Annotated in this window: 20 protein-coding genes; 10 read left to right on the top strand and 10 right to left on the bottom strand. The window is 28.8% G+C overall.

Going from position 1 to position 20,377, the window contains the following annotated elements; genetic code table 11:
• On the bottom strand, positions 1-2,172 hold the full coding sequence (locus tag EPJ79_RS04675; RefSeq protein ID WP_147738622.1) for an ATP-grasp domain-containing protein: 2,172 nt from the start codon (positions 2,170-2,172) through the stop codon (positions 1-3).
• A 129-nt stretch (positions 2,173-2,301) separates the two neighbouring features.
• Here EPJ79_RS04675 and EPJ79_RS04680 point away from each other — a divergent pair, with 129 nt between their 5' ends.
• The gene (locus EPJ79_RS04680; RefSeq protein ID WP_147738623.1) at positions 2,302-2,649 is read left to right on the top strand and encodes a tRNA-binding protein; all 348 of its coding nucleotides are present in this window, start codon (positions 2,302-2,304) and stop codon (positions 2,647-2,649) included.
• An 18-nt stretch (positions 2,650-2,667) separates the two neighbouring features.
• Here the strand turns inward: EPJ79_RS04680 and EPJ79_RS04685 are convergent, their stop codons facing one another.
• From EPJ79_RS04685 to EPJ79_RS04695, 3 genes are all read right to left on the bottom strand, one after another.
• Positions 2,668-3,324: a class I SAM-dependent methyltransferase gene (locus tag EPJ79_RS04685; protein ID WP_147738624.1), complete on the bottom strand. Its 657-nt coding sequence runs from the start codon at positions 3,322-3,324 to the stop codon at positions 2,668-2,670.
• Positions 3,325-3,543: 219 nt separating this feature from the next.
• On the bottom strand, positions 3,544-5,238 hold the full coding sequence (locus EPJ79_RS04690) for a DNA repair helicase XPB (RefSeq protein WP_147738625.1): 1,695 nt from the start codon (positions 5,236-5,238) through the stop codon (positions 3,544-3,546).
• 43 nt (positions 5,239-5,281) lie between these two features.
• A complete protein-coding gene (locus EPJ79_RS04695; RefSeq protein WP_147738626.1) occupies positions 5,282-5,971 on the bottom strand; it encodes a tetratricopeptide repeat protein in 690 nt (229 codons plus the stop codon).
• A 157-nt stretch (positions 5,972-6,128) separates the two neighbouring features.
• Between EPJ79_RS04695 and EPJ79_RS04700 the strand changes: the two genes are divergently transcribed.
• Both EPJ79_RS04700 and EPJ79_RS04705 read left to right on the top strand, forming a co-directional pair.
• Complete coding sequence (locus tag EPJ79_RS04700) at positions 6,129-7,229, top strand: glycosyltransferase family 10 domain-containing protein (protein ID WP_147738627.1); 1,101 nt, start codon at positions 6,129-6,131, stop codon at positions 7,227-7,229.
• A gap of 50 nt (positions 7,230-7,279) precedes the next feature.
• Positions 7,280-8,332, top strand: coding sequence for a DegT/DnrJ/EryC1/StrS family aminotransferase (locus EPJ79_RS04705; protein WP_147738628.1), 1,053 nt, complete (start codon positions 7,280-7,282; stop codon positions 8,330-8,332).
• Here the strand turns inward: EPJ79_RS04705 and EPJ79_RS04710 are convergent, their stop codons facing one another.
• A complete protein-coding gene (locus EPJ79_RS04710) occupies positions 8,333-9,184 on the bottom strand; it encodes a toxin A (protein WP_147738629.1) in 852 nt (283 codons plus the stop codon).
• A gap of 71 nt (positions 9,185-9,255) precedes the next feature.
• Positions 9,256-9,654: a hypothetical protein gene (locus EPJ79_RS04715; protein WP_147527860.1), complete on the bottom strand. Its 399-nt coding sequence runs from the start codon at positions 9,652-9,654 to the stop codon at positions 9,256-9,258.
• Positions 9,655-9,857: 203 nt separating this feature from the next.
• Here EPJ79_RS04715 and EPJ79_RS04720 point away from each other — a divergent pair, with 203 nt between their 5' ends.
• From EPJ79_RS04720 to EPJ79_RS04735, 4 genes are read left to right on the top strand one after another with little or no spacing between them, the layout of a single operon-like run.
• Positions 9,858-10,073 carry an ABC transporter permease family protein gene (locus tag EPJ79_RS04720; protein ID WP_242003177.1) on the top strand — a complete coding sequence of 72 codons (216 nt, stop codon included), beginning with the start codon at positions 9,858-9,860 and terminating at the stop codon, positions 10,071-10,073.
• 52 nt (positions 10,074-10,125) lie between these two features.
• The gene (locus EPJ79_RS04725; protein WP_147738630.1) at positions 10,126-11,160 is read left to right on the top strand and encodes a CapA family protein; all 1,035 of its coding nucleotides are present in this window, start codon (positions 10,126-10,128) and stop codon (positions 11,158-11,160) included.
• 16 nt (positions 11,161-11,176) lie between these two features.
• Entirely contained in the window at positions 11,177-11,560 is a 384-nt protein-coding gene (locus EPJ79_RS04730; RefSeq protein ID WP_021959796.1) for a VOC family protein, read from the top strand.
• Positions 11,561-11,581: 21 nt separating this feature from the next.
• A complete protein-coding gene (locus EPJ79_RS04735; RefSeq protein WP_208745252.1) occupies positions 11,582-12,037 on the top strand; it encodes a hypothetical protein in 456 nt (151 codons plus the stop codon).
• Positions 12,038-12,096: 59 nt separating this feature from the next.
• Here the strand turns inward: EPJ79_RS04735 and dapB are convergent, their stop codons facing one another.
• Genes dapB through EPJ79_RS04750 form a run of 3 tightly spaced genes read right to left on the bottom strand, consistent with a single transcriptional unit; the run spans position 12,097 to position 14,920 of the window.
• Complete coding sequence (gene dapB, locus EPJ79_RS04740) at positions 12,097-12,792, bottom strand: 4-hydroxy-tetrahydrodipicolinate reductase (protein ID WP_147739608.1); 696 nt, start codon at positions 12,790-12,792, stop codon at positions 12,097-12,099.
• A gap of 5 nt (positions 12,793-12,797) precedes the next feature.
• The gene (dapA, locus tag EPJ79_RS04745; RefSeq protein WP_147738631.1) at positions 12,798-13,682 is read right to left on the bottom strand and encodes a 4-hydroxy-tetrahydrodipicolinate synthase; all 885 of its coding nucleotides are present in this window, start codon (positions 13,680-13,682) and stop codon (positions 12,798-12,800) included.
• A 38-nt stretch (positions 13,683-13,720) separates the two neighbouring features.
• Complete coding sequence (locus tag EPJ79_RS04750; RefSeq protein WP_147738632.1) at positions 13,721-14,920, bottom strand: M20 metallopeptidase family protein; 1,200 nt, start codon at positions 14,918-14,920, stop codon at positions 13,721-13,723.
• Positions 14,921-15,088: 168 nt separating this feature from the next.
• On the opposite strand from EPJ79_RS04750, the gene EPJ79_RS04755 reads away from it, so the two are divergent.
• Together EPJ79_RS04755 and EPJ79_RS04760 are read left to right on the top strand one after the other, a co-directional pair.
• On the top strand, positions 15,089-15,472 hold the full coding sequence (locus tag EPJ79_RS04755) for a Fur family transcriptional regulator (protein WP_147738633.1): 384 nt from the start codon (positions 15,089-15,091) through the stop codon (positions 15,470-15,472).
• Positions 15,473-15,577: 105 nt separating this feature from the next.
• Positions 15,578-17,164, top strand: coding sequence for a glycoside hydrolase family 57 protein (locus tag EPJ79_RS04760; protein WP_147738634.1), 1,587 nt, complete (start codon positions 15,578-15,580; stop codon positions 17,162-17,164).
• Between the two features lie 41 nt (positions 17,165-17,205).
• Here the strand turns inward: EPJ79_RS04760 and EPJ79_RS04765 are convergent, their stop codons facing one another.
• The gene (locus EPJ79_RS04765; RefSeq protein ID WP_147738635.1) at positions 17,206-18,360 is read right to left on the bottom strand and encodes an MFS transporter; all 1,155 of its coding nucleotides are present in this window, start codon (positions 18,358-18,360) and stop codon (positions 17,206-17,208) included.
• Between the two features lie 126 nt (positions 18,361-18,486).
• Between EPJ79_RS04765 and EPJ79_RS04770 the strand changes: the two genes are divergently transcribed.
• On the top strand, positions 18,487-20,313 hold the full coding sequence (locus tag EPJ79_RS04770; RefSeq protein WP_147738636.1) for an ankyrin repeat domain-containing protein: 1,827 nt from the start codon (positions 18,487-18,489) through the stop codon (positions 20,311-20,313).
• Positions 20,314-20,377 lie beyond the last annotated feature (64 nt).

Below are 20,377 nucleotides of genomic sequence, written 5' to 3' on the forward strand. Positions count from 1 at the left end.
CTAATTCTTATAAATAATGTCGCTATCGTATTTTAATTCCGTTTTGCCGAAAACTTTCATCATTTTTTCAAGTTCTTCTTTATTAGAATATATCATATATTCCAACCCTTTTCTTCCTTTACTTATCGTTGCAATAAAACTCTCTTCGGTTATACAAATTGCATTCGCCCCAAGCATAAAATATTTAAATATGTCGCTTCCAAATTTTGGCGATTCTGCAAGCATATTAATTTGCATTTTATGTCTGCTACTTTGCAAATTTAATGCAATCTTGTTTATAGTATCGGAAACTTTTTTTATTCCTTTTAATAAATACTTGTTATTATTTGAAAAATATAGATTATTAAAATTCTTATTAAATATATCTTCTTCGTTAGATAATCCTTTTATAATCAAAGGAATATCCAAACTTTTTCTTAAATTATTTAATTCTTTTTCGCTTTTTATATAAATTTTATTTTTATCTATAGAATTAATATCATAACAATAAGACAAATCTATTCCAACCGCGCAAGCTCCGTTTTTTTGAGCTTCTCTAACTCTATTTAATAAAACTTCCTGCGAATTATTGCCGTTTAGCATAATTATTCCTCTTTTATGCTCTTTAATAATTTTAATTGAAAGTTCAAATAATTCTTCGTTATTAAAATCGTTAAGGATTGCAAGAATTTCGCAGTTAGAAGCCGCATCCATAGTTATTTGATAATATTCTCTTATATCCATTATTCCGTCAATAGCTTCTTTAAGATTATGAATCGTATCGATTATTATCGGTTGAGAGACATGAGTATTAAAAATTGTAGTTTCTAATTTTATAGGTTTTTCTTCATGAATTATACTCGGGCAGAAAGCGTAATTTGAAAGTCCCATTTCTTCGTCAGTATTATATCTAAATAAATAAGATAAATTAAGTTTTGAAGCTAATTTTTCTTGAGCTAATCTTTTTATCTCTTCCAAGTTTAAGTTTTTTTCATCCGTGAGTTTGAAATGAACTAAATCAATCGCTTTATTTGCCACAGCTATAGCTTCGTCTCTAGTATTTCCTACGGCTATAACATTTCCCGCTTTATCTAAATTATTTGTCGGCGGAACAAGTATATCTCCGACTTTAGTTTTTATAAATACTTCTTTAATTCCTTTTATATTTTTAGCGTTTTCTATTCCTTCTATAGATTCTATTATTCCCGTTCCTGGCAAAAAAGCTTTTTCCACAGAGACTTTATTCCATTTTGGTTTTAAATCGCTCGGAGGATTTCCTAAAGATATTTCAATAGCGTTTTTAATTAGATTAACTCCCGTAGATAAAGGATAAGTATATGCGCTCATAAATCCGCCCGACAATCTTGCTGCAATTTCTCCAACCATAGCGCCATTTTTCGTCACTTTAATATCTCCTTTTGCCGCTCCGATTTTTAGATTAAGCGCTTTAATTCCGTCTTTCATAACTTTAATAGCGTCTTCTATTTTATCTTTATCTAATGCGGAAGGCATAATATGTCCCGTTTCAATAAAAAATGGAGGATATTCTATTATTCTATCGGCGACTCCCGTAACATAAATTTCATTTTCGTAAATAAGCATATCAATCGAAAGCTCGGGACCGTCCATATATTCTTCAATTATAACCTCGCCCGAAGGAGAAGAACTTTTTGCTCTGTTAAATGCTGCTAATATATCGCATTCGTTTTCAACTTTCATTACTCCGCGCGCTCCCATATTGTCGGCGGGTTTTAAAACTACAGGTTTATTTAAATGTTTGAATGCTTCCATTGTCTCTTCGTAATTCCAAACGGGGAAAAAATTCGGTTGAGGAACATTATTTTTTTTAAATCTCTCTCGCATTCTTATTTTATTTGAGGCGGCGTAAGCATCTTCAAATCTATTTCCTGGAAGTCCAAGCGCGTTTGCAACTGCGGCTACAGTAGTAGAAGCGTCCGTTCCAACAGTTATAACTCCGTTTATTTCCATTTGTTTGCTTAAATCTCTTGCAGCTCTAACGCTTCCGTCAACATCTCTAGTAGACACAACCATTGGCAAATCGGCTATTTTCATTCCATGCGCGTCTTTATTATAATCAAAAACTATTGCATATAATCCCATATCTTGAGCTATTTGTATTGCAGGAACTTGCAAAAGCCCCGCTCCTATTATAATGATTTTTTTATTTTTCATTAATCCGCCTTTTTTTATTAATTTTATATATGATAAGTCTATATAGCTAAAAAGTAAAGAATTATTTTTAAATTCTAATAAAATATTATATAATTTTTTTTAATAAATAATTTTAAAATAGGATAAAAAATGAATAACATTAAAAACGAATGTTCTTTTGATAATTTTTTGGCTTTAGATATAAGAACGGGAACTATAATAGAAGTTGAAGATTTTCCTAAAGCTAAAAAACCCGCTTATAAATTAAAAATAGATTTTGGCGATATCGGAATAAAATGCTCTTCCGCTCAAATTACGAAACTATACAAAAAAGAAAATTTGATTGGAAAAAGAATAGTCGCAATCGTAAACTTTCCTAAAAAACAAATAGCGAATTTTTTCTCAGAGTGTTTAGTATTGGGAGCGGTAAAAGAAAACGGCGAAGTCGCTTTATTAAGCGTCAATGAAGATTGCGATAATGGAACTTCGATAGGTTAATTAATTAAATATACTTAATCAAAATTTTTTAAATAAAATTATATATTGAGTTAGTCCGATTAACCAATTTAATTTTACTTCTAATACATTTCCATATTTTTTACACTCTGATAATACTTCTTGCTTTTTTAATGGACGCTCATCTGGAAATTCCCAAATCCCTATTATTTCGGAAATTTTTCTTAATATTCTATATAAAATGGTAGGCGTTGGAAAAGTTATTAAAACTAATCCATTATCATTACAAAAATGAAAATGTTTCTGTATCATTTTAGAAGTATCGTCAATATTAAAATGTTCTATTAAACCAGCGCTAAATACTAAATCAGATTTCAAATCAATTATATTTTCTAATAAAATATCTTGATATATAGCTTTAGTTTTATCATCTTTATATTTTTCATTAAATATATCTATACCAACTTTGCTATTATCAATTACGGTATAATCGCAATTATTAAATTCTTTTCTTAAAGTTTCATAAAAACAACTATCAGCTCCTCCAAGTTCTATAATAGAATTAATATTTAATTTAGTCTTTTTAAGCATATTAATAATTATATTATCCGTTATTTTTCTAGTATTTCTTGTTATAGCTAATATTATTTTTGAATTATTCTTTTTTCGTTCTTTATAATAGTTATTCCAATCTGTTTTTATATTATTATCATACATAAAACCACCTCGTAAAATTAATATATTTTCACAAGTTATGGTTTTATGAAGTATCTGTTAAATAAAAATCCCGCCTATAAATTATAGGTAGGTTGAAGGTTGAAGGTTGAAGGTTGAAGGTTGAAGGTTGAAGGTTGTCAACCATAAATAATAATAACGATAATATCATTATAAAATAATACATTAATTATTAAATTTTGTCAACATAGAAAATATTTATTAATTATTAAATTTTAACTCTTCAAAAGAATTTATATCCAATAATTCATAATGATAGCCTTGTTCCGTTAAAAATAATTGTCTTTTATGTGAAAAATCTTCTTCTTTCGTATCGCTTGTAATAATTGAAAAGAAATAACTTCTATTTTCGCCTTTTTTAGGACGCAAAACTCTTCCTAATCTTTGAGCTTCTTCCTGCCTTGAGCCGAAAGTTCCAGAAATCTGAATTAAAACATTAGCGTCAGGCAAATCAACCGCCAAATTGGCGACTTTGCTAACTATAAGCGTATTTATTTCGCCCGATTTAAATTTTTTATAAATAATATCTCTTTCTCTTTGCGGAGTTTTTCCCGTGATTATAGAAAAGCCCATTCTCTTTTGCATTTCTTCAAGCTGCGAAATATATTGTCCAATAATTAATATATTTTTTCCTTCAACTTTTTCAATTATTTTTTTTACTATATCGTATTTTAAGACATTTTCGCTTGCAATTCTAAATTTTCCTCTATCGCTTGAAATAATATAATCATCTCTATGGCTTTCGTCTAATGGAATTCTTATATCATAACAATAGGCTTCTGCAATAAATTTTTTCTCTTCAAGTTCTCGCCAAGGCATATCAAATTTTTTAGGTCCTATTAAACAAAATACATCTTTTTCAAGTCCGTCCTCTCTGACAAGAGTCGCCGTAAGTCCTAATCTTCGCATGCTTTGAATTTCGCTTGTAAGTTTTATTATAGGAGCTGGAAGCAAATGAACCTCGTCATATATTATAAGTCCCCAATTATGTTTAAAAAATATTTCAAAATGAACAAACGGAGATTCTTTATTTTTTCTATAAGTTAATATTTTATAAGTCGCTATTGTTATAGGTTTTATATCTTTATTTAATCCGTTATATTCTCCTATATCTTCTGGCGGAATATCCGTTTTATCTAAAATCTCGTCTCTCCATTGTCTGCAAGCCGTCACGCCCGTCACTATAATTAAAGTTTTATTTTGTATTCTATGCATAATTTCTAAACCGACTATTGTTTTTCCCGTTCCGCAAGGAAGCGCTATAACTCCCGCTCCGCCTTCTGGTCCGCCGTTTGAATAAAAAGCGTCAACCGAATTTTTCTGATAATCTCTTAAAATAAAATCTTCTCCGTTTGATGCTAATTTTTCTCTCAAATTAAAACGATATTCTTCTCCCAATTTATAACCCGCCAAATCTTGAACGGGATAGCCAATATTTATTAATGCAAGTTTTATATGTCCTCTATAAATCGGCTCAATTTCAATTTTATTATCTTTTACTTTTTCTTTTAAATATTTCATTACGGCTTTATAATGCAATATCTCTTCTATAATATCTTTATCTTCGCTTGTTAAATAATATTTTTCTTCTTCTCTTATTATTTTTACTCTTCCGTATTTTTCTATGCTCGTTTCTATTTGCTTGATTATATTTTTAGGTATTTCATAAGAAGTATATTTTTTTAGAAAATCTATAATAGACTCGGAAGTATAATTTAAACTCGCCGCATTCCATAAAGAAACTAAAGTTATTCTATAAGCATGTATATATTCTGGGCTTTTTATAAGTTCGGCAAAAACAAGCATAAAATTTCTGATTTCTTCAAAATCTTTTGCGCTTACATCCAAAAGAATTGTGCCATCGCCTTGAACTATAAGAGGAGCGTTTTTATTCAAATTTTATTTCCTTAAAATATTCAATTCGTATTACAAAATTTTATCAATAAATATTATTTTCTATAAGATTTATCGTTTCTGAAAATATATTTAAGTATTGATTATTAGTATTATTATTCATCCAATTTTTCAAAACATTTATCGATTTAACTTTATCGTTTTGTTTTCTGTAAATGTCCGATAAAGTTAAAGTAGCTTGCGGATTCAAATAACTATTCGGATACGCTTTAATAAAATTTTCCAAAGTTTTAACCGCTTCGTTATAATTGGTTAACTCGATTTGAGAGCTTGCCAAATTATAAATTGCGCTTTCTTGCAAATAAAAATTTCTATTATCCGAAACTTCTTTAAAATATTTTACCGCTTCCGTATAATTTCCTATATCGTAATAAACCGCGCCCAAAGAATAAGCCGCTCTTAATTTTAAAGTTTTTCCTTTAGCTTCTTTGTAAACTTTTTGCAATTTTGTAGTTATTTCCACTATAATTGTTGGGTCGTTCAACTGCTCTTTAGGTATTCTATTATTTTGAAGCATTCCATACAAAGCAAAAGCGGATTCAAACTCTGCGTTAACAGTTTTATCTTTGCTTTCTATATTCGCGTTATAAATTAAAATTCCCGCTATTATAACTATAATCAAAACGAAAATGGATGTAATTATCATTCTATTATTATAGATATATGTAAAAATTAATTCCGCATTCTTTTGAAATTTTGAAATATTGTCAGACATATAAATCTCCGCTTATAAATATTATTTTTTAATGTTTTATTATATTAATTTAATTCAAAAAAATCAAGTGTTTATATATAATTATTTAATTTTATTTACATAATTTATAATATAAATTATAATAAACGATAATTTTCTGCAAATATTTGGAGTATTTATGAATAAAAATTTTGTGCATTATTTGGTATGGCTTATTCCAATAAGAAGTTTAAGAGATAAGGCAAGATGGAAATTATTAGATAATGTTTTTTCTAGAGATTTTTTCCATTGGCTTAATTATCAAACTTATAAAAATAAAGTGAGAAATAAAAAAACTTTTTTCGTGCGAAACGATTGGATTATAGACGAAAAAGAATTTTATAACAATTATTTTTATAATGTAATAAAAAATAATTATATAAACGATTTAGAAATAAGTTATAAACCCGATATAGAAATTTTTGGTCCCGTAGGAAAAAGATATTTTTTAAATAAATCGAAAGCTAAAATTAAAATTTTTTACACGGGAGAATGCGTTTCTAAAAATGCAATAGACAAAAGTTGGGCTGAATATTCTGATAATTGCGTCAATGATGTCGATTTGTCTTTAGGCTTTGATAGATTGGACGAAAATAAATTTAATAATTATGTGAGATTTCCTATTTGGATAAATTATCATTTTAATACTATAGGGGGGGGTATTTTGAACCTTAATTATACAAAAAACGATATTAAAAAGGTAATAGACAATATTAATAATGCAAAATCTAAAAAGAATAAATTTGCATCTCTCGTTGCAAGCCATGACATTCCGAAAATTAGAACGGAAATTTTTAATAAAATTAATAAAATTGGCGAAGTGAAATGCGCGGGAAAATTATTACACAATGACGACACTTTGAAAAATGAATTTAATAATAACAAAATAGAATATTTGAGAGATTTTAAATTTAATATTTGTCCCGAAAATACAATTAGCGATGGATACATTACGGAAAAATTATTTGATTCTTTCAAAGCGGGATGCATTCCGATTTATTCGGGAGATGAAAATATTGAGTTAGATTTGATAAATAAAAATGCATTGTTATTTTATAGAGCATGCGAAGACAATTCGGAACTTTTAAAAGAAGTTGAAAGATTAAATAAAGACGATAAATTATTTGACGCTTTTCAAAATCAAATAAAAATTAACGATTCTATGGTTGATTATATTTGGGAGCGAAGAGAGAAAATTTTAAATAGATTAGAAGAACTTATAAACGAAAGATTGAAATAAATTTAAATTAATATATTATAAATACAATTAATTAATAACGAGGAATAAAATTGATAAGACATTCGAGACCTACAATAAGAAAAAAAGATTTGGAAAGCGCCTTAAAAGTAATGATTAGCGACAATTTGGCTACGGGCGATATTATAAAAGAATTTGAAAAAACATTTGCAAATTATTTCGGCAAAGGTTTTTCGGCAATATTTGTAAGCAGCGGAACTAGCGCTTTGGAAATTATATTAAGATATTTAAATATTGGCGAAGGAGACGAGATAATAATGTCTTCTTTTTTGAATGCCTCTCCTCTTCAAGCGGTTGTAAATTTAAAAGCGAAACCGATTTTAATAGATATTGACGAAGACAGTTTTCAAATATCGATGGATAATGTAATCGAAGCGATAAATGAAAAAACAAAAGCTATTATAGTTTCGCATATGTTCGGAAATTGCGCTTTGATTGACGAACTTGCCGATATTAAAGTTCCCGTTATAGAGGACGCCTCGCATAGTTTGGGAGGAAAATATAGAAATATACTTTTGGGAAGTTTCGGAGATTTTGCATATTTTTCTTTTTCGGCTACTAGAATGATAACTTCGGGTGGCGCAGGCGGAATGATATTAACGAAAAAAAAAGGAATGGACGCCATAAGAGATATTATTCATTATGACAAAAAAGAAAATTTTATTCCAAGATTCAATTATTGCGCTACAGATTTGCAAGCTTCAATAGGAATGGAAGAGTTTAAACATATTGAAAGAATGATTGAAGTTAGAAAAGATATCGCATCGTTTTACGATTCTGCAATTTTGGAAAGTAAATTAAGCAAATTTTCAATGCATGATTCTGAAGAACCTTCTTATTATAGATATGTTTGTATGTTAAACGGAGAGATGAATATTTACGATACTATTTCAATGTTTGAAAGACATAAAGTGGAAGTTGCAAAACCGATATTTAAACCTTTGCATCAATATTTGAATCTGCCGAAAGATGATTTCCCAAATACTGAAAAAGCTTATTTAAATAGCATATCTTTGCCTATATATCCAACTTTGCAAAAAAACGAAGCGGATTTAATATGCAAACTTATAAAACAAATAAGATAATTATATTATTCTGAAAGTCATCATAGCGTTTATATCTAAATATAATCTCGCTCTAAACATTGGATGATATATATATTGTCCGATTTTTAAATTCGCTTCCGTGTATATTCTATTTATAAATTCCCATTCTAAATGAGCATAAGCGCCGATAGTTTGCCATAAATGTTTAGTATTATTCATATAAGCGAGCATATAATTTATTCCAACCGACAAAGGATATAAATTAAATATAAGCATAGAATCAAGTTTATAAGAAATATCGTTTTTATCTCTTATAAGAAGTAAATCATAATCCAAATGATATTTTCCGTATTTAATAAATGCATATTTGAAAGTTAATCCCGCTTGTAAAATAATTCCTCTTCCTTCAAAAAGCATTTTTAAAAATTCTACTTTAAATGTCGGAGTAATTTCGGCTTCAAAAGATATATTTTCTGATTTATTAGCGTTGTTTAATTCGTTTGTATCAAAAGATTGATTTACGCTTTCAAAATTAACAAATCCTCTTTTTGCAAAAGTATAATAATTCAAAAAAGACAATTTAGCGTTTATATTAAAATATTCTACAATCGAAGTGTCTACAAAAATTGTTAATTTATTATTTTCGGCGGTAATATAATCGCTTATTCCTAAATCCGTTTTAATTCCTTCCCAAATATAACCAGGAAATACATCCGAAATAAATCTATAAAATAATTTTATCTCGCCGCCTCCGTCAAGATACGGGAAAAAATTTCCGTTTAATTTTGCTCCTATATAAAGCCCTGATTGAATATTGGTTTGAGCCGATAAACCTTTAAATATTGAAATAAATATTATAATAAATATTAACAAAAATCTTATTGACTTCATTTACAAAACATTAAAAATATGATTATATTATTATATACCGTATTTATTATTATTTAAATTATTCTTATTTTTTAATAACCGAAAGAATTAATAGGTATTATAAATCTCTCGCTTTCTTCAAATGACCATTGAACTTGCCAAGTATCTCCGTCTATTTGGTCAAGTAATATAAAAGTCCACATATTATCCGTAGAATGTAAAGTAAAGCGTCCAACGATAGATTTTTTATTTTCGGCAAGATTTTTATCATTAATAACAACGCTTCCTCTACTGTCGCCCTTAATATCGTATTGAATTTGCCACATTCTTCCCGTTGCCGTCTCTAATTGAATAAAATTCCACATATTTGTCGTTTTAAAAAGTCTATAAGGAACTATAGCCTCTTGATTAGACGCTATTTTTTTAGTTTCTGCAAATACAAAAATAGAAAAAATAATTGCTATAAAAACGAAAATAAATACTTTTTTCATTTTTCTCTCCTTACAAAATAAAGTTATTATTTATAAAATACAAAACATTAAAAATATGATTATATTATTATATATTATTTTAGAAAAAATATATATAAAATATTCGGATACTTTCTAAATTTATAACTATAATTTATGTTATAATATTAAATATAATAAAAATTATTAAAAATATTTTATCCGTTTTTCTTATAATATTTTTAATGTCTTGGGGGCAATTTCAAATACCTTTAATTTTTGCAAGTTCTATTCAAACTAAACCTATATCTATAGTAGCATCAGAATTTGTCTCTAAAGATAGCATAAAATATGGAATAACTACCGCAGCTGGATTGCTTGCTATATTTCCGCCAGCATTATTATCTATTATATTTAGAAAATTTTTGGTTAGTAGCATAATCGGAGGTTTTTCAAAATAATTATATAAATAAAACATTGTAATTTTATATTTTTAATTATACAATATAAACTATGAATATTAAAAAAATTATAATTATTTCTATATTACTTTCTTTATTTGTAAATCTTTTAAATGCCGAGATAATATTATCATTTGTGGGCGATGTAATGACGGGAAGCGATTATCCCGATAAAAGTTATTTGCCGTCAAACGAAGGCAAAGATATATTTAAAAGCGTAGAAAATTATTTTAAAAACTCAGATATTAATTTTGCAAATTTGGAAGGAGCGATAGCAAATACAAATACGCAGTCGTCAAAGAGAAGCAAAAATTCTTATTCTTTTCGTATGCCTCCTTATATGGCAAACAGAATAGCCGAAGCGGGTTTTAATATAGTCGCAGTCGCTAATAATCATTCGAGAGATTTTGGAGATAAAGGTTATAAACAGACTCAAGAATATCTAAAAAATGCGGAAATAAAAATAGTCGGAAATATTTTAAATACCGCTACTATTATAGAAATTAAAAATAAAAAAATAGGATTTTTAGCTTTTTATTATTTTTCTTACGCGAATAATTCTATTCAAGATATAACTTCTGCAAAAACGTTGGTTGAAAAAACAAAAAAAGAATGCGATTTTCTTGTCGTGAGTTTTCATGGCGGAGCCGAAGGCGGAAATATGTATAGAGTTCCAAAAACTACGGAAATGTTTTACGGAGAAAACAGGGGAGATGTTTATAAATTTGCAAGAGCGGTAAGCGATTCGGGGGCGGATTTAATAATCGGGCATGGTCCTCATGTTTTAAGAGCTATGGAAATTTATAATAATTCTTTTATAGCGTATTCTCTTGGAAATTTTGTAGGCTATAAACAATTTTCTTTGGCGGGAAATAACGGAATAAGCGCGATATTGCAAATTACATTAAACGACAATTTAAAAATAAATTCGGCTAAAGTGATTCCGATTAAACTTATAAACGGAGGAATTCCAAGCGTTGATTCTTCAAACGAAGCGATAAAAAAATTAAATAATTATGCAGATTTGGATTTTCCAAACAGCGGAATAAAATTTAACTCCGAAGGCGAAGCGATTTTAAATAAATAATAATTAGGAGATTTTAATGAATATTTCTCATATAGCTATTTGGGTTAAAGATATAGAAAATATAAAAAACTTTTATGTAAAATATTTTAATTGCAAATGCAACGATAAATATATTAATAATAAAAAAGGTTTTGAATCTTATTTTCTTTCATTTGAAAACGGTTCTAAAATAGAAATAATGAATATAAAAGATATAAACGAATTGAATAAAGAAAATAATTTTTACGGTTTTGCTCATATTGCAATTTCGGTTGGAAGCAAATATAAAGTCGATAGTTTGACGGAAGAATTAAAAAATGACGGTTATATAATATCTTCAAATCCAAGAACTACAGGAGACGGATATTATGAAAGCGTTATATTAGACCCAGAAAATAATAAAATAGAATTAACGATTTAATAATAGGAGCGAATAATAATTATGGGAACTTTAGAAAATATGGATATTAATAATATTAAAAATTCCTGCGGAAGAATAAGCAAAGAAGAAGTTAGAGAAAAAATTTATAAAGATAAAAATATTGAGAAAGTTATTAAAGAAGGAGTTGAAAATTTTCTTGATAATACCGAATTAAAAAAATATTCTTTAGCTTCTGGAGCTTATGCTGAATACGAATATTTAAATAATTTTGTTTTGATAACTACTGAAATTTTAGAAGACGGTTATATTCTCTCCGATATCCATATAGATGTTAATATGATAGTGAACGATTATTCTTTGAAAGCCGATAACAAAAAAGAAAGATTTATAGCTTTGAATAATAATTATTTAATCGGACTTAACTTAAAATTCTTTTTAAAAGATATAGAAGACGATATTGAGGATATTCAAGTTAGATATTTTAGTGTTTACGGTTTTAGTAATAATAAAAAATAATGCAATATAATATAAACTTAAACGGCATAAAAACCGCTTAAGTTATAATATTTAAATTTTTAAGATAAAACATCTTTCATGCCGTAAAGATTTGGTTTCTTTCCAATCAAAAATTTTGCAGCTTTTATAGCTCCATAAACAAATATTTTTTTCGACATAGCCGAATGTTTTATTTCAATAGATTCATCGTCTCCGTAAAATATAACTCTATGCTCGCCTACAACCGAACCGCCTCTAATAGAATGCATACCGATTTCGTTTTTATCTCTTTTATGATTTCCTTCCCGTCCGTTAATCAAATTCATTTTATTTTCCAAAGTTTGATTTATCGCATTAAATAAAGTTTTAGCCGTTCCGCTTGGAGAATCGACTTTTTTATTATGATGCGTTTCTATAATCTCAATATCGAATCCATTAAGATTTTCCGCCATTTTTGAAACTAAATCATTCATTAAATTTATGCCGATAGAAGTATTTGACGAAAGCAAAATTGGAATTTTTGAAGACGCTTCTTTAATTTGACTCAATATTTTATCGTCATAACCCGTAGTGCAAATTACTATCGGAATATTATTATTAACTGCAAAATTAAGCATATTTGGAATTCTCGAAAAATGAGAAAAATCTATTATTATATCGCCTTTTTCATTAGTCAAATCGTCAGCAAAACCCGACACTTCTAAATCTTTTTCGGTTTCAATTACATTCTTTAAAATAGAACTCATTGTTCCCGTTCCATGAATAATTATTTTAATCGTATTCATTTTTTTACTCCGTATTTTTTTATTATCTCTTTTACATGCTCTTTATTTTTTTCGCTTAAAGGTCCTAAAGGCGAACGACAATCTCCAACTTCAAAACCGATTATATTCATTGCATATTTTATAGGCACGGGATTAACTTCTATAAACATAGCTCTTATTAAATCTATAAAATGTATTTGAGTTTTAATCGCTTCTTTAATGTTTCCGTTTAGATAATTCATAACCATATCATGATTTTCTCTAGGAACAATATTGCTTGTTACAGATATTACTCCTTTTCCTCCCAAAGCTAATATAGGAGTCACCATATCGTCATTTCCAGAATATAAATCTAAATTAGGAACTTCGCTCGCTATATCAGCCGTATAACTTATATCTCCGCTCGCTTCTTTTATCGCTTCTATATTTGAAACTTCCGATAATTTTTTAATCACAGAAATTGGCAATTTAACTCCCGTTCTTGAAGGCACATTATACATTATAATCGGACATTTTGCGGCGTTTGCTATTTGAGTAAAATAATCTATAAGTCCGCTATCGTTTCCTTTATTATAATAAGGAGTAACCGCCATAATCGCATCCGCTCCGTATTCGTAAGATTTTTTTGTAAGTTCTACCGCAGTTGCCGTGACATTCGTTCCCGTTCCAGCTATAAGCATAGTTCTTTTATTCGTCACTTCTATGCAGAATTTTATAACTTCAATTCTCTCTTCTCTCGTCAAAGTTGCGCTCTCTCCTGTCGTTCCAGCTGCAATTATAGCGTCAACTTTATTTGATATTTGAAACTCGATAAGCTCGGCTAATTTTTTATAATTAACCTGTCCGTCTTTTGTAAATGGCGTTATAAGGGCTACGCCTGCTCCCTTAAATAGTGATGACATATTAATCTCCTTGTTTTAAAATATTTTATTTTAATTTTTTATTTCTTAATAAACAAATCTTTTTTATTATAAGTTTTATATACATTAGCTATTTGCATATTAACTCCTATATTAATAGCTCTTTCGTCAATATCGAATAAACCGTTATGAATAGGAATATTTATATTTTTATTTGAAACTCCCAAACTAAAAAAAGCTCCCGAAACTTTTTGAAGATAATAACTAAAATCTTCCGTTGTCATATTTGAATTTTCTTCTATAAAAACATTTTCTTTTCCCAATATATTAAAACCGTTTTCTTTAATAATATCTACCGCTTCGGTATGATTAATTAAAGCGGGATAAGAAGGCATATTTATAAACTCCGCTTTTGCATTAAAAGAGTCTGCGGTATTTAAAATAATTTTTTCTATCATTGATAATCTTTTATTTCTTGTTTCGTCATTGCATAACATTCTTATTATTCCTTCCATTTGAACGAAATCGGCTACTATGTTTCTCGCGCTTCCTCCTTTTATAGTTCCGATATGCAATCTCGTACTTCCATCGGTAAAAGCGGACACAAAATTATGCAATTGATTTAAAATATTTGAGGCAATTATTATAGCGTCTATTCCTTCGTAAGATTTTGCTCCGTGAGACGCTTTGCCATAAATTTTAATATCGAACATATTTGAGCTTGCATACATAACGCCATATTTTACGCTTATTTGTCCTGCCATTATTTCGGGACGAACATGCAAACCGTAAATAATATTAACATTATCTAAAGCGCCTTCGTCTATCATAGGTTTTGCTCCGCCTGTAGTTTCTTCGGCGGGCTGATAAATTAATCTAATATTGCATGGCGGTTTTATTTTAGAAAAATATTTTGCAATTCCCGTTAAAATTGCAATATGAACATCATGTCCGCAGGCATGACATTTTCCTTTTTCTTCCGATGAATATTCGCATTTCAAATCTCTTTTCAAATCGTCCATTGGAAGAGCGTCCATATCCGTTCTAAAAGCTATTGTAAAATTTTTATCGATTCCTTCAATGTCGGCTATTATTCCCGTTTTGGCGATTTTAGTTTTATGTTGTATATTTAAAGAATTAAGAATAGAAGAAATTTTTTCCATAGTTCTTATTTCTTCAAAACCTAATTCGGGATGTTTATGTATATCTCTTCTTAAATCAATTAAAAATTCTCTCATTGAAATAAGCGAGGATTTTATCAAATCATTATCGTATATCATATTTATTGAACCTTAATAATTATAAATAGAATATATTATAATCGTTTTTATGTAAATATATTAAAATTTTACCACTATATTTTAACATATTGACAAATATTATAAAATATAATATATTACTAAATAATATTAATTATCAATTATTATTTAACATAATTAAGGTTTGTTATGAATAATACAAGAAATACGATACAGAAACAGGTTATATTAAACGCCGTTAGAGAATTAAAAAATCATCCTACTTCGGAAGAGGTTTATAATCATATAAAGCCAAATTTTCCTTCTATAAGTTTGGGAACGGTTTATAGAAATTTAAATTTACTTTCTGAAAATAAAGATATACAAAAAATATCGATAATAGACGATGCCGTGAGATTCGACCATAAAACGGAAGAGCATTATCATTTTCAATGCGATAAATGTAAAAAATTATTCGATATGCCTATGAAATATCAAAATTTTTTAGACGAAACCGCTTCAAAAGAAAACGATATGGAAATTATAAAACATGATATTGTATTTTTGGGAATTTGTCCGTCTTGCAAATCTTAAAATTTTATCATAATAAAAAATTATAAAAATTATCTTATAAAGTATTGATTTAACTAATATATTTTATTATAATAATATATATAAAATAATTTTTAAGGATAATATATGTCGAAAGGTTATTTCGCTTTAGTATTGCATGCACATTTGCCTTATGTGAGACATCCCGAGCATGAAAATTTTTTAGAGGAAGAATGGTTATACGAGGCAATTACGGAAACTTATATTCCTTTGCTTGACGCTTATGATAGATTGGTTAATGACGGAGTAAATTTTAAAATCACAATGAGCGTTACGCCTCCTCTTATGAATATGCTTGCAAATGAACTTCTTCAAAATAGATATGTCGAGCATATAGAGAAGTTAATAAAATTGGCGGAAATGGAATGCGAGAGAACTTCTTTAGACCCAAATTTTCATCATACTGCCGAAGTTTATAGAGATAAATTTTATAGAATAAGAGATATATTCGTTTACAAATATAATAAAAATTTATTAAACGGATTTAGATATTTTTTAGAAAGAGGAAATTTAGAAATAATAACTTGCGGAGCTACGCATGGATTTTTTCCTTTTATGCAGGAATATCCTAACGCCATAGAAGCGCAATTAAGAATGGCGGTTAAAACTCATGAAAGACATTTAGGCAGAAAACCTACGGGAATATGGCTTGGAGAATGCGGATTTTTTCCAGGACTTGAAAAACATTTAGCAAATAACGGAATTAAATATTTCTTTGTCGACACGCATGGAATAATGCATGCTGATAAAGTGCCAAAATATGGAGTTTACGCTCCTTTATATTGTTCGAGAGAAAGTAGAGTCGCGGCATTTGGAAGAGATATTGAAAGTTCAAGAAGCGTTTGGAGCGCCGAAGTCGGTTATCCAGGCGATTTTAGATATAGAGAATTTTACAGAGATATAGGTTACGATTTGCCTTTTGAATATATTAAAGATTTTATTCAAAGTAACGGTTTAAGAAAAAATACGGGAATTAAATATTATAGAATTACGGGAAAAGATTGTCCGAAAGAACCTTATAATCCTGAAGCCGCTATGGACGCTGCGGGAGAGCATTCGGGCAATTTTATGTTTAATAGAGAAAAGCAGATTGAATATTTAGCTTCCGTTATGGATAGACCGCCAATTATAGTTTCGCCTTATGATGCGGAATTATTTGGGCATTGGTGGTATGAAGGACCTATGTTTATAGAATTCTTAATGAGAAAAATTCATTTCGACCAAAATATAATAGAAACTATAACGCCTAAAGAATATTTAGAAAGGCATCCTGTAAATCAAATATCTATGCCTTCAATGTCGAGTTGGGGAGCTAACGGATATGGAGAAGTTTGGCTTAACGGAACTAACGGTTGGATATATAGGCATTTGCATAAAGCTGCAGAAAGAATGATTGAACTTGCTCATAATTATTATAATGAAACGGGACTTTATGAAAGAGCTTTAAATCAAGCGGCGAGAGAACTTTTGCTTGCTCAAAGTAGCGATTGGGCTTTTATAATGCATACTGGAACTATGGTGGAATACGCCGTTAATACGACAAAATTATATTTGAAAAGATTTACCGATTTATATTACGCTATTAAAAACAGAGATTTAAACGAAGAATGGTTAAGCAAATTAGAATGGCGAGACGATATATTTCCCGAAATGGATTTTAGAATTTATAATTAAGCGTAAATAACAAAATTAATTTTTATATAATTTATAAATCATTAGCTAGTTTTTCTATGTTTTATGTAATGCCTAAAATATAAAGTCAAAATAATCGCTATAATCATTATAATAGCCGCATATATCGATAAATTTTTATAAGCGATTCCATAATGTATGAGAAGTCCTCCGTATTTCGCGCCGATTGCGTTTCCTAAATTAAAAGAACTTTGATTAAAAGTCGAAGCTAAATTTGGAGCGCCTTTTGCCTGTTCTACAACCAAAGCCTGAAGCATAGGACAAATGGCAAATCCCGTTATGCTCCATGCAAATAGAGTCGCAATCATAGGCATAATTTTTGTATTAACGAATAGCATTATAATTTGTATAATAACTATTAAAAACATAATTGATATTAAAGATTTTATTAAACTTTTATCTCCGAGTTTTCCTCCCGTTAAAGTTCCTATTGAAAGCCCCGCTCCTATCCAAAATAATATTTTTACTACAGTGGCTTTATTAACCATAGTAACTTTTTGCAGAATTGGGTCGATATAAGTAAATATTGTAAATAAACTTGCGGAAGTTAGAACGGATAAAATAAGAGGAATAAATACTCTTCTATGTCTTAAAATTTTAAACTCTCCTATAATGTCTCCGCTCGGCATTGGCAGATTTGATGGAATAAATTTTAATAAAGCCAAAACCGATAAAACTCCTATAGCGCTAACAAGCCAAAATGTCGCTCTCCATCCAAATTGTTCGCCGATATGAGTGCCAACAGGAACTCCCAAAATATTTGCCAAACTAACGCCCATAAAAACTAAAGCTATAGCTTGAGATTTTTTATTTTCGTCTACCATTCCCGCCGCTACAACGGAGGCTATTCCAAAAAAAGTTCCATGACATAAAGCAGCAAAAACTCTCGCAACCATTAAGAAATAATAACTTGTCGATAACGCGCATAAAATATTGCCTATTATAAACATAAACATTAAAGATAGTAATGCAATTTTTCTTGAGAGTTTCATCGTAAGAATTGCAAGCAAAGGTCCTCCGACAACGACTCCCATTGCATACATTGTGACTAAAGAGCCAGCTTGAGGAATAGTAATATTTAAATCTTCCGCAATCTCCGACAATAAACCCATTATTATATATTCGCTTGTTCCTATTCCGAATGCTGAAAAAGTGAGCATAAATATTGCAAAAGGCATTTTAATCTCCAAAATATTTTTATAATTCGACAAAGATTTTATAACTAATTTTATATATGTCAATATTTTTACTTTTAATTAATATGAAATATGTTATAATTATAAAAATTAAAATAAAGGCTAAAAATGAATAATCGAATTAATAACGAAGAAAGCAAAAAATTTGTTTTCAAAGTCGGAGTAATTGTCGCAGCTATAGTATTAGTTTTCTTAATAGGAGCGGGACTGCTTATTGGAATATTCTTATTTGTAGGCGGAAAATCGAGTTTAAATAAAATGGCTGAAAATTACGAAGTCTACGATGCGGAAATTTACGCTAAAAAATACGGCGATAAAATAATTAAAGAATTAGTTTTAAATTACGGAAAAGATATAAATCAAACGGGCGATGAAGATATAGGCGGATTATATCAAGCGATAAAACATAACAATATTAAAGCCGTAAAATTCTTTATAGAAAATAACGCCTATGTAGAAATAGCGACTTTTGACGGAATTACGCCTCTCGTATTGGCAATAGAAGAAAATAAACCAAAAATTGTAGAGCTTCTAATTAAAGAAGGCAAAGCGAATATTTACGGATATTATTATGGAGAAGATTTTGAAAAATATCCTATATATTGCGCCGTTAAAAATAAAAATCTAAATATGATAAAAATTCTTTTAGATAATAATTTTGACTTAAAGAGAGAATCTTATATTTTAAGTTATGCGATAGAAAATAGTGATGAAAATATTATTAAATATTTGGTTGAAAATGGAGCGAATATTAATTATGAAATTTTTTACGAAAACGAAGAAAGCAAAAGAACGATTTTATACGATGCCGTTTTATCTTTAAATCTTAAATTAGTTGAATATTTTTTAGATAAAGGAGCGAGTATAGAAAATGCGGGCAAAAGCGATATTTATGGAAATATTTTAATGGCGGCTTCGGGTTCAAAATTTAATAACAATAAAAATATTTCGGCGGTAGATTTAAAACTTTTAGAAAGTCTTTCTCAAAATAGCGCTAAAATAATGCAAATGATTATAGACAAAGTCGATAAAAAACTTATAAACGATTCTTTGGAAGGAAAAACTCCTTTAATAATAGCCGTTGGAAATTCTTATATCGATACTGCAAAAATACTTATTGAAAACGGAGCGGATGTAAACGCTATAGATTTTGAAGGATGGAGCGCTTTAAGTTATGCGGTAAATAACGGAGATATTGAAATTGCAAAATTATTATTGGAAAATAAAGCGAAAATTAAAGACGAATTATTGATTGCAATTAAAAGCCCAATAGTCGAAAGTAGAATTAATATAATGAAACTATTAATCGACAATAAAGCAAATATTAATTATGCGGACGAAGACGAATTTACTCCTTTGAATATAGCGATTGAAAGCGGAGATATGGAACTTACAAAATTTTTAATAACAAACGGAGCGAATGTAAATAGTTTAATGCAAGATGGAGTAAGTTTAATCGGATATGCGATAGCTCAAAACAATATGGATTTGCTTCAAATTTTAATTGAAAATGGAGCGAATGTTAATTATACGAATGGAGATTCTTGGGCTGACACTCCTTTAAAGACGGCTTCAAGATTGGGGCTTGATAATGTAGTTAGAATTTTGCTTACAAGAAACGTCGATATAAACGCGGTAGATATAAACGGAAACACGGCTTTGCATACCGCTGCTTTAAATTCTCAACTTTCGGTAGTTAAATTATTATTAGAAAAAAATCCGAATTTAGATATTCAAAATAAAGTAGGAAACACGGCTTTGCATTTAGCGGTTATTTCGGGGAATATAGATATTGTAGGGGAGTTGGTATTGAAAGGAGCGAACACTAAAATAAGAAATAACGATGGAAAATACCCGAGAGATATAGCGAGAGCGAATAATAGCGCCGCAATATTTGAAGTATTGAGAGAAGCAGAAAATAAATTATCAGAATAGTTTATATTATTTTTCATAAGAATTAAAATTTATAAATTAACAATCCGATAAATAAATAAAGTTA

This window comes from Brachyspira aalborgi (assembly GCF_008016455.1).
GTDB lineage: Bacteria > Spirochaetota > Brachyspiria > Brachyspirales > Brachyspiraceae > Brachyspira > Brachyspira aalborgi.

Excerpts from the sequence above, each read along its gene's own strand:
- EPJ79_RS04675 (WP_147738622.1), bottom strand. The coding sequence starts at position 2,172 with ATGAAAAATAAAAAAATCATTATAATAGGAGCGGGGCTTTTGCAAGTT.
- EPJ79_RS04680 (WP_147738623.1), top strand. The coding sequence starts at position 2,302 with ATGAATAACATTAAAAACGAATGTTCTTTTGATAATTTTTTGGCTTTA.
- EPJ79_RS04685 (WP_147738624.1), bottom strand. The coding sequence starts at position 3,324 with ATGTATGATAATAATATAAAAACAGATTGGAATAACTATTATAAAGAA.
- EPJ79_RS04695 (WP_147738626.1), bottom strand. The coding sequence starts at position 5,971 with ATGTCTGACAATATTTCAAAATTTCAAAAGAATGCGGAATTAATTTTT.
- EPJ79_RS04700 (WP_147738627.1), top strand. The coding sequence starts at position 6,129 with ATGAATAAAAATTTTGTGCATTATTTGGTATGGCTTATTCCAATAAGA.
- EPJ79_RS04710 (WP_147738629.1), bottom strand. The coding sequence starts at position 9,184 with ATGAAGTCAATAAGATTTTTGTTAATATTTATTATAATATTTATTTCA.
- EPJ79_RS04715 (WP_147527860.1), bottom strand. The coding sequence starts at position 9,654 with ATGAAAAAAGTATTTATTTTCGTTTTTATAGCAATTATTTTTTCTATT.
- EPJ79_RS04720 (WP_242003177.1), top strand. The coding sequence starts at position 9,858 with ATGTCTTGGGGGCAATTTCAAATACCTTTAATTTTTGCAAGTTCTATT.
- EPJ79_RS04725 (WP_147738630.1), top strand. The coding sequence starts at position 10,126 with ATGAATATTAAAAAAATTATAATTATTTCTATATTACTTTCTTTATTT.
- EPJ79_RS04730 (WP_021959796.1), top strand. The coding sequence starts at position 11,177 with ATGAATATTTCTCATATAGCTATTTGGGTTAAAGATATAGAAAATATA.
- EPJ79_RS04735 (WP_208745252.1), top strand. The coding sequence starts at position 11,582 with ATGGGAACTTTAGAAAATATGGATATTAATAATATTAAAAATTCCTGC.
- dapA (WP_147738631.1), bottom strand. The coding sequence starts at position 13,682 with ATGTCATCACTATTTAAGGGAGCAGGCGTAGCCCTTATAACGCCATTT.
- EPJ79_RS04750 (WP_147738632.1), bottom strand. The coding sequence starts at position 14,920 with ATGATATACGATAATGATTTGATAAAATCCTCGCTTATTTCAATGAGA.
- EPJ79_RS04755 (WP_147738633.1), top strand. The coding sequence starts at position 15,089 with ATGAATAATACAAGAAATACGATACAGAAACAGGTTATATTAAACGCC.
- EPJ79_RS04760 (WP_147738634.1), top strand. The coding sequence starts at position 15,578 with ATGTCGAAAGGTTATTTCGCTTTAGTATTGCATGCACATTTGCCTTAT.
- EPJ79_RS04765 (WP_147738635.1), bottom strand. The coding sequence starts at position 18,360 with ATGCCTTTTGCAATATTTATGCTCACTTTTTCAGCATTCGGAATAGGA.
- EPJ79_RS04770 (WP_147738636.1), top strand. The coding sequence starts at position 18,487 with ATGAATAATCGAATTAATAACGAAGAAAGCAAAAAATTTGTTTTCAAA.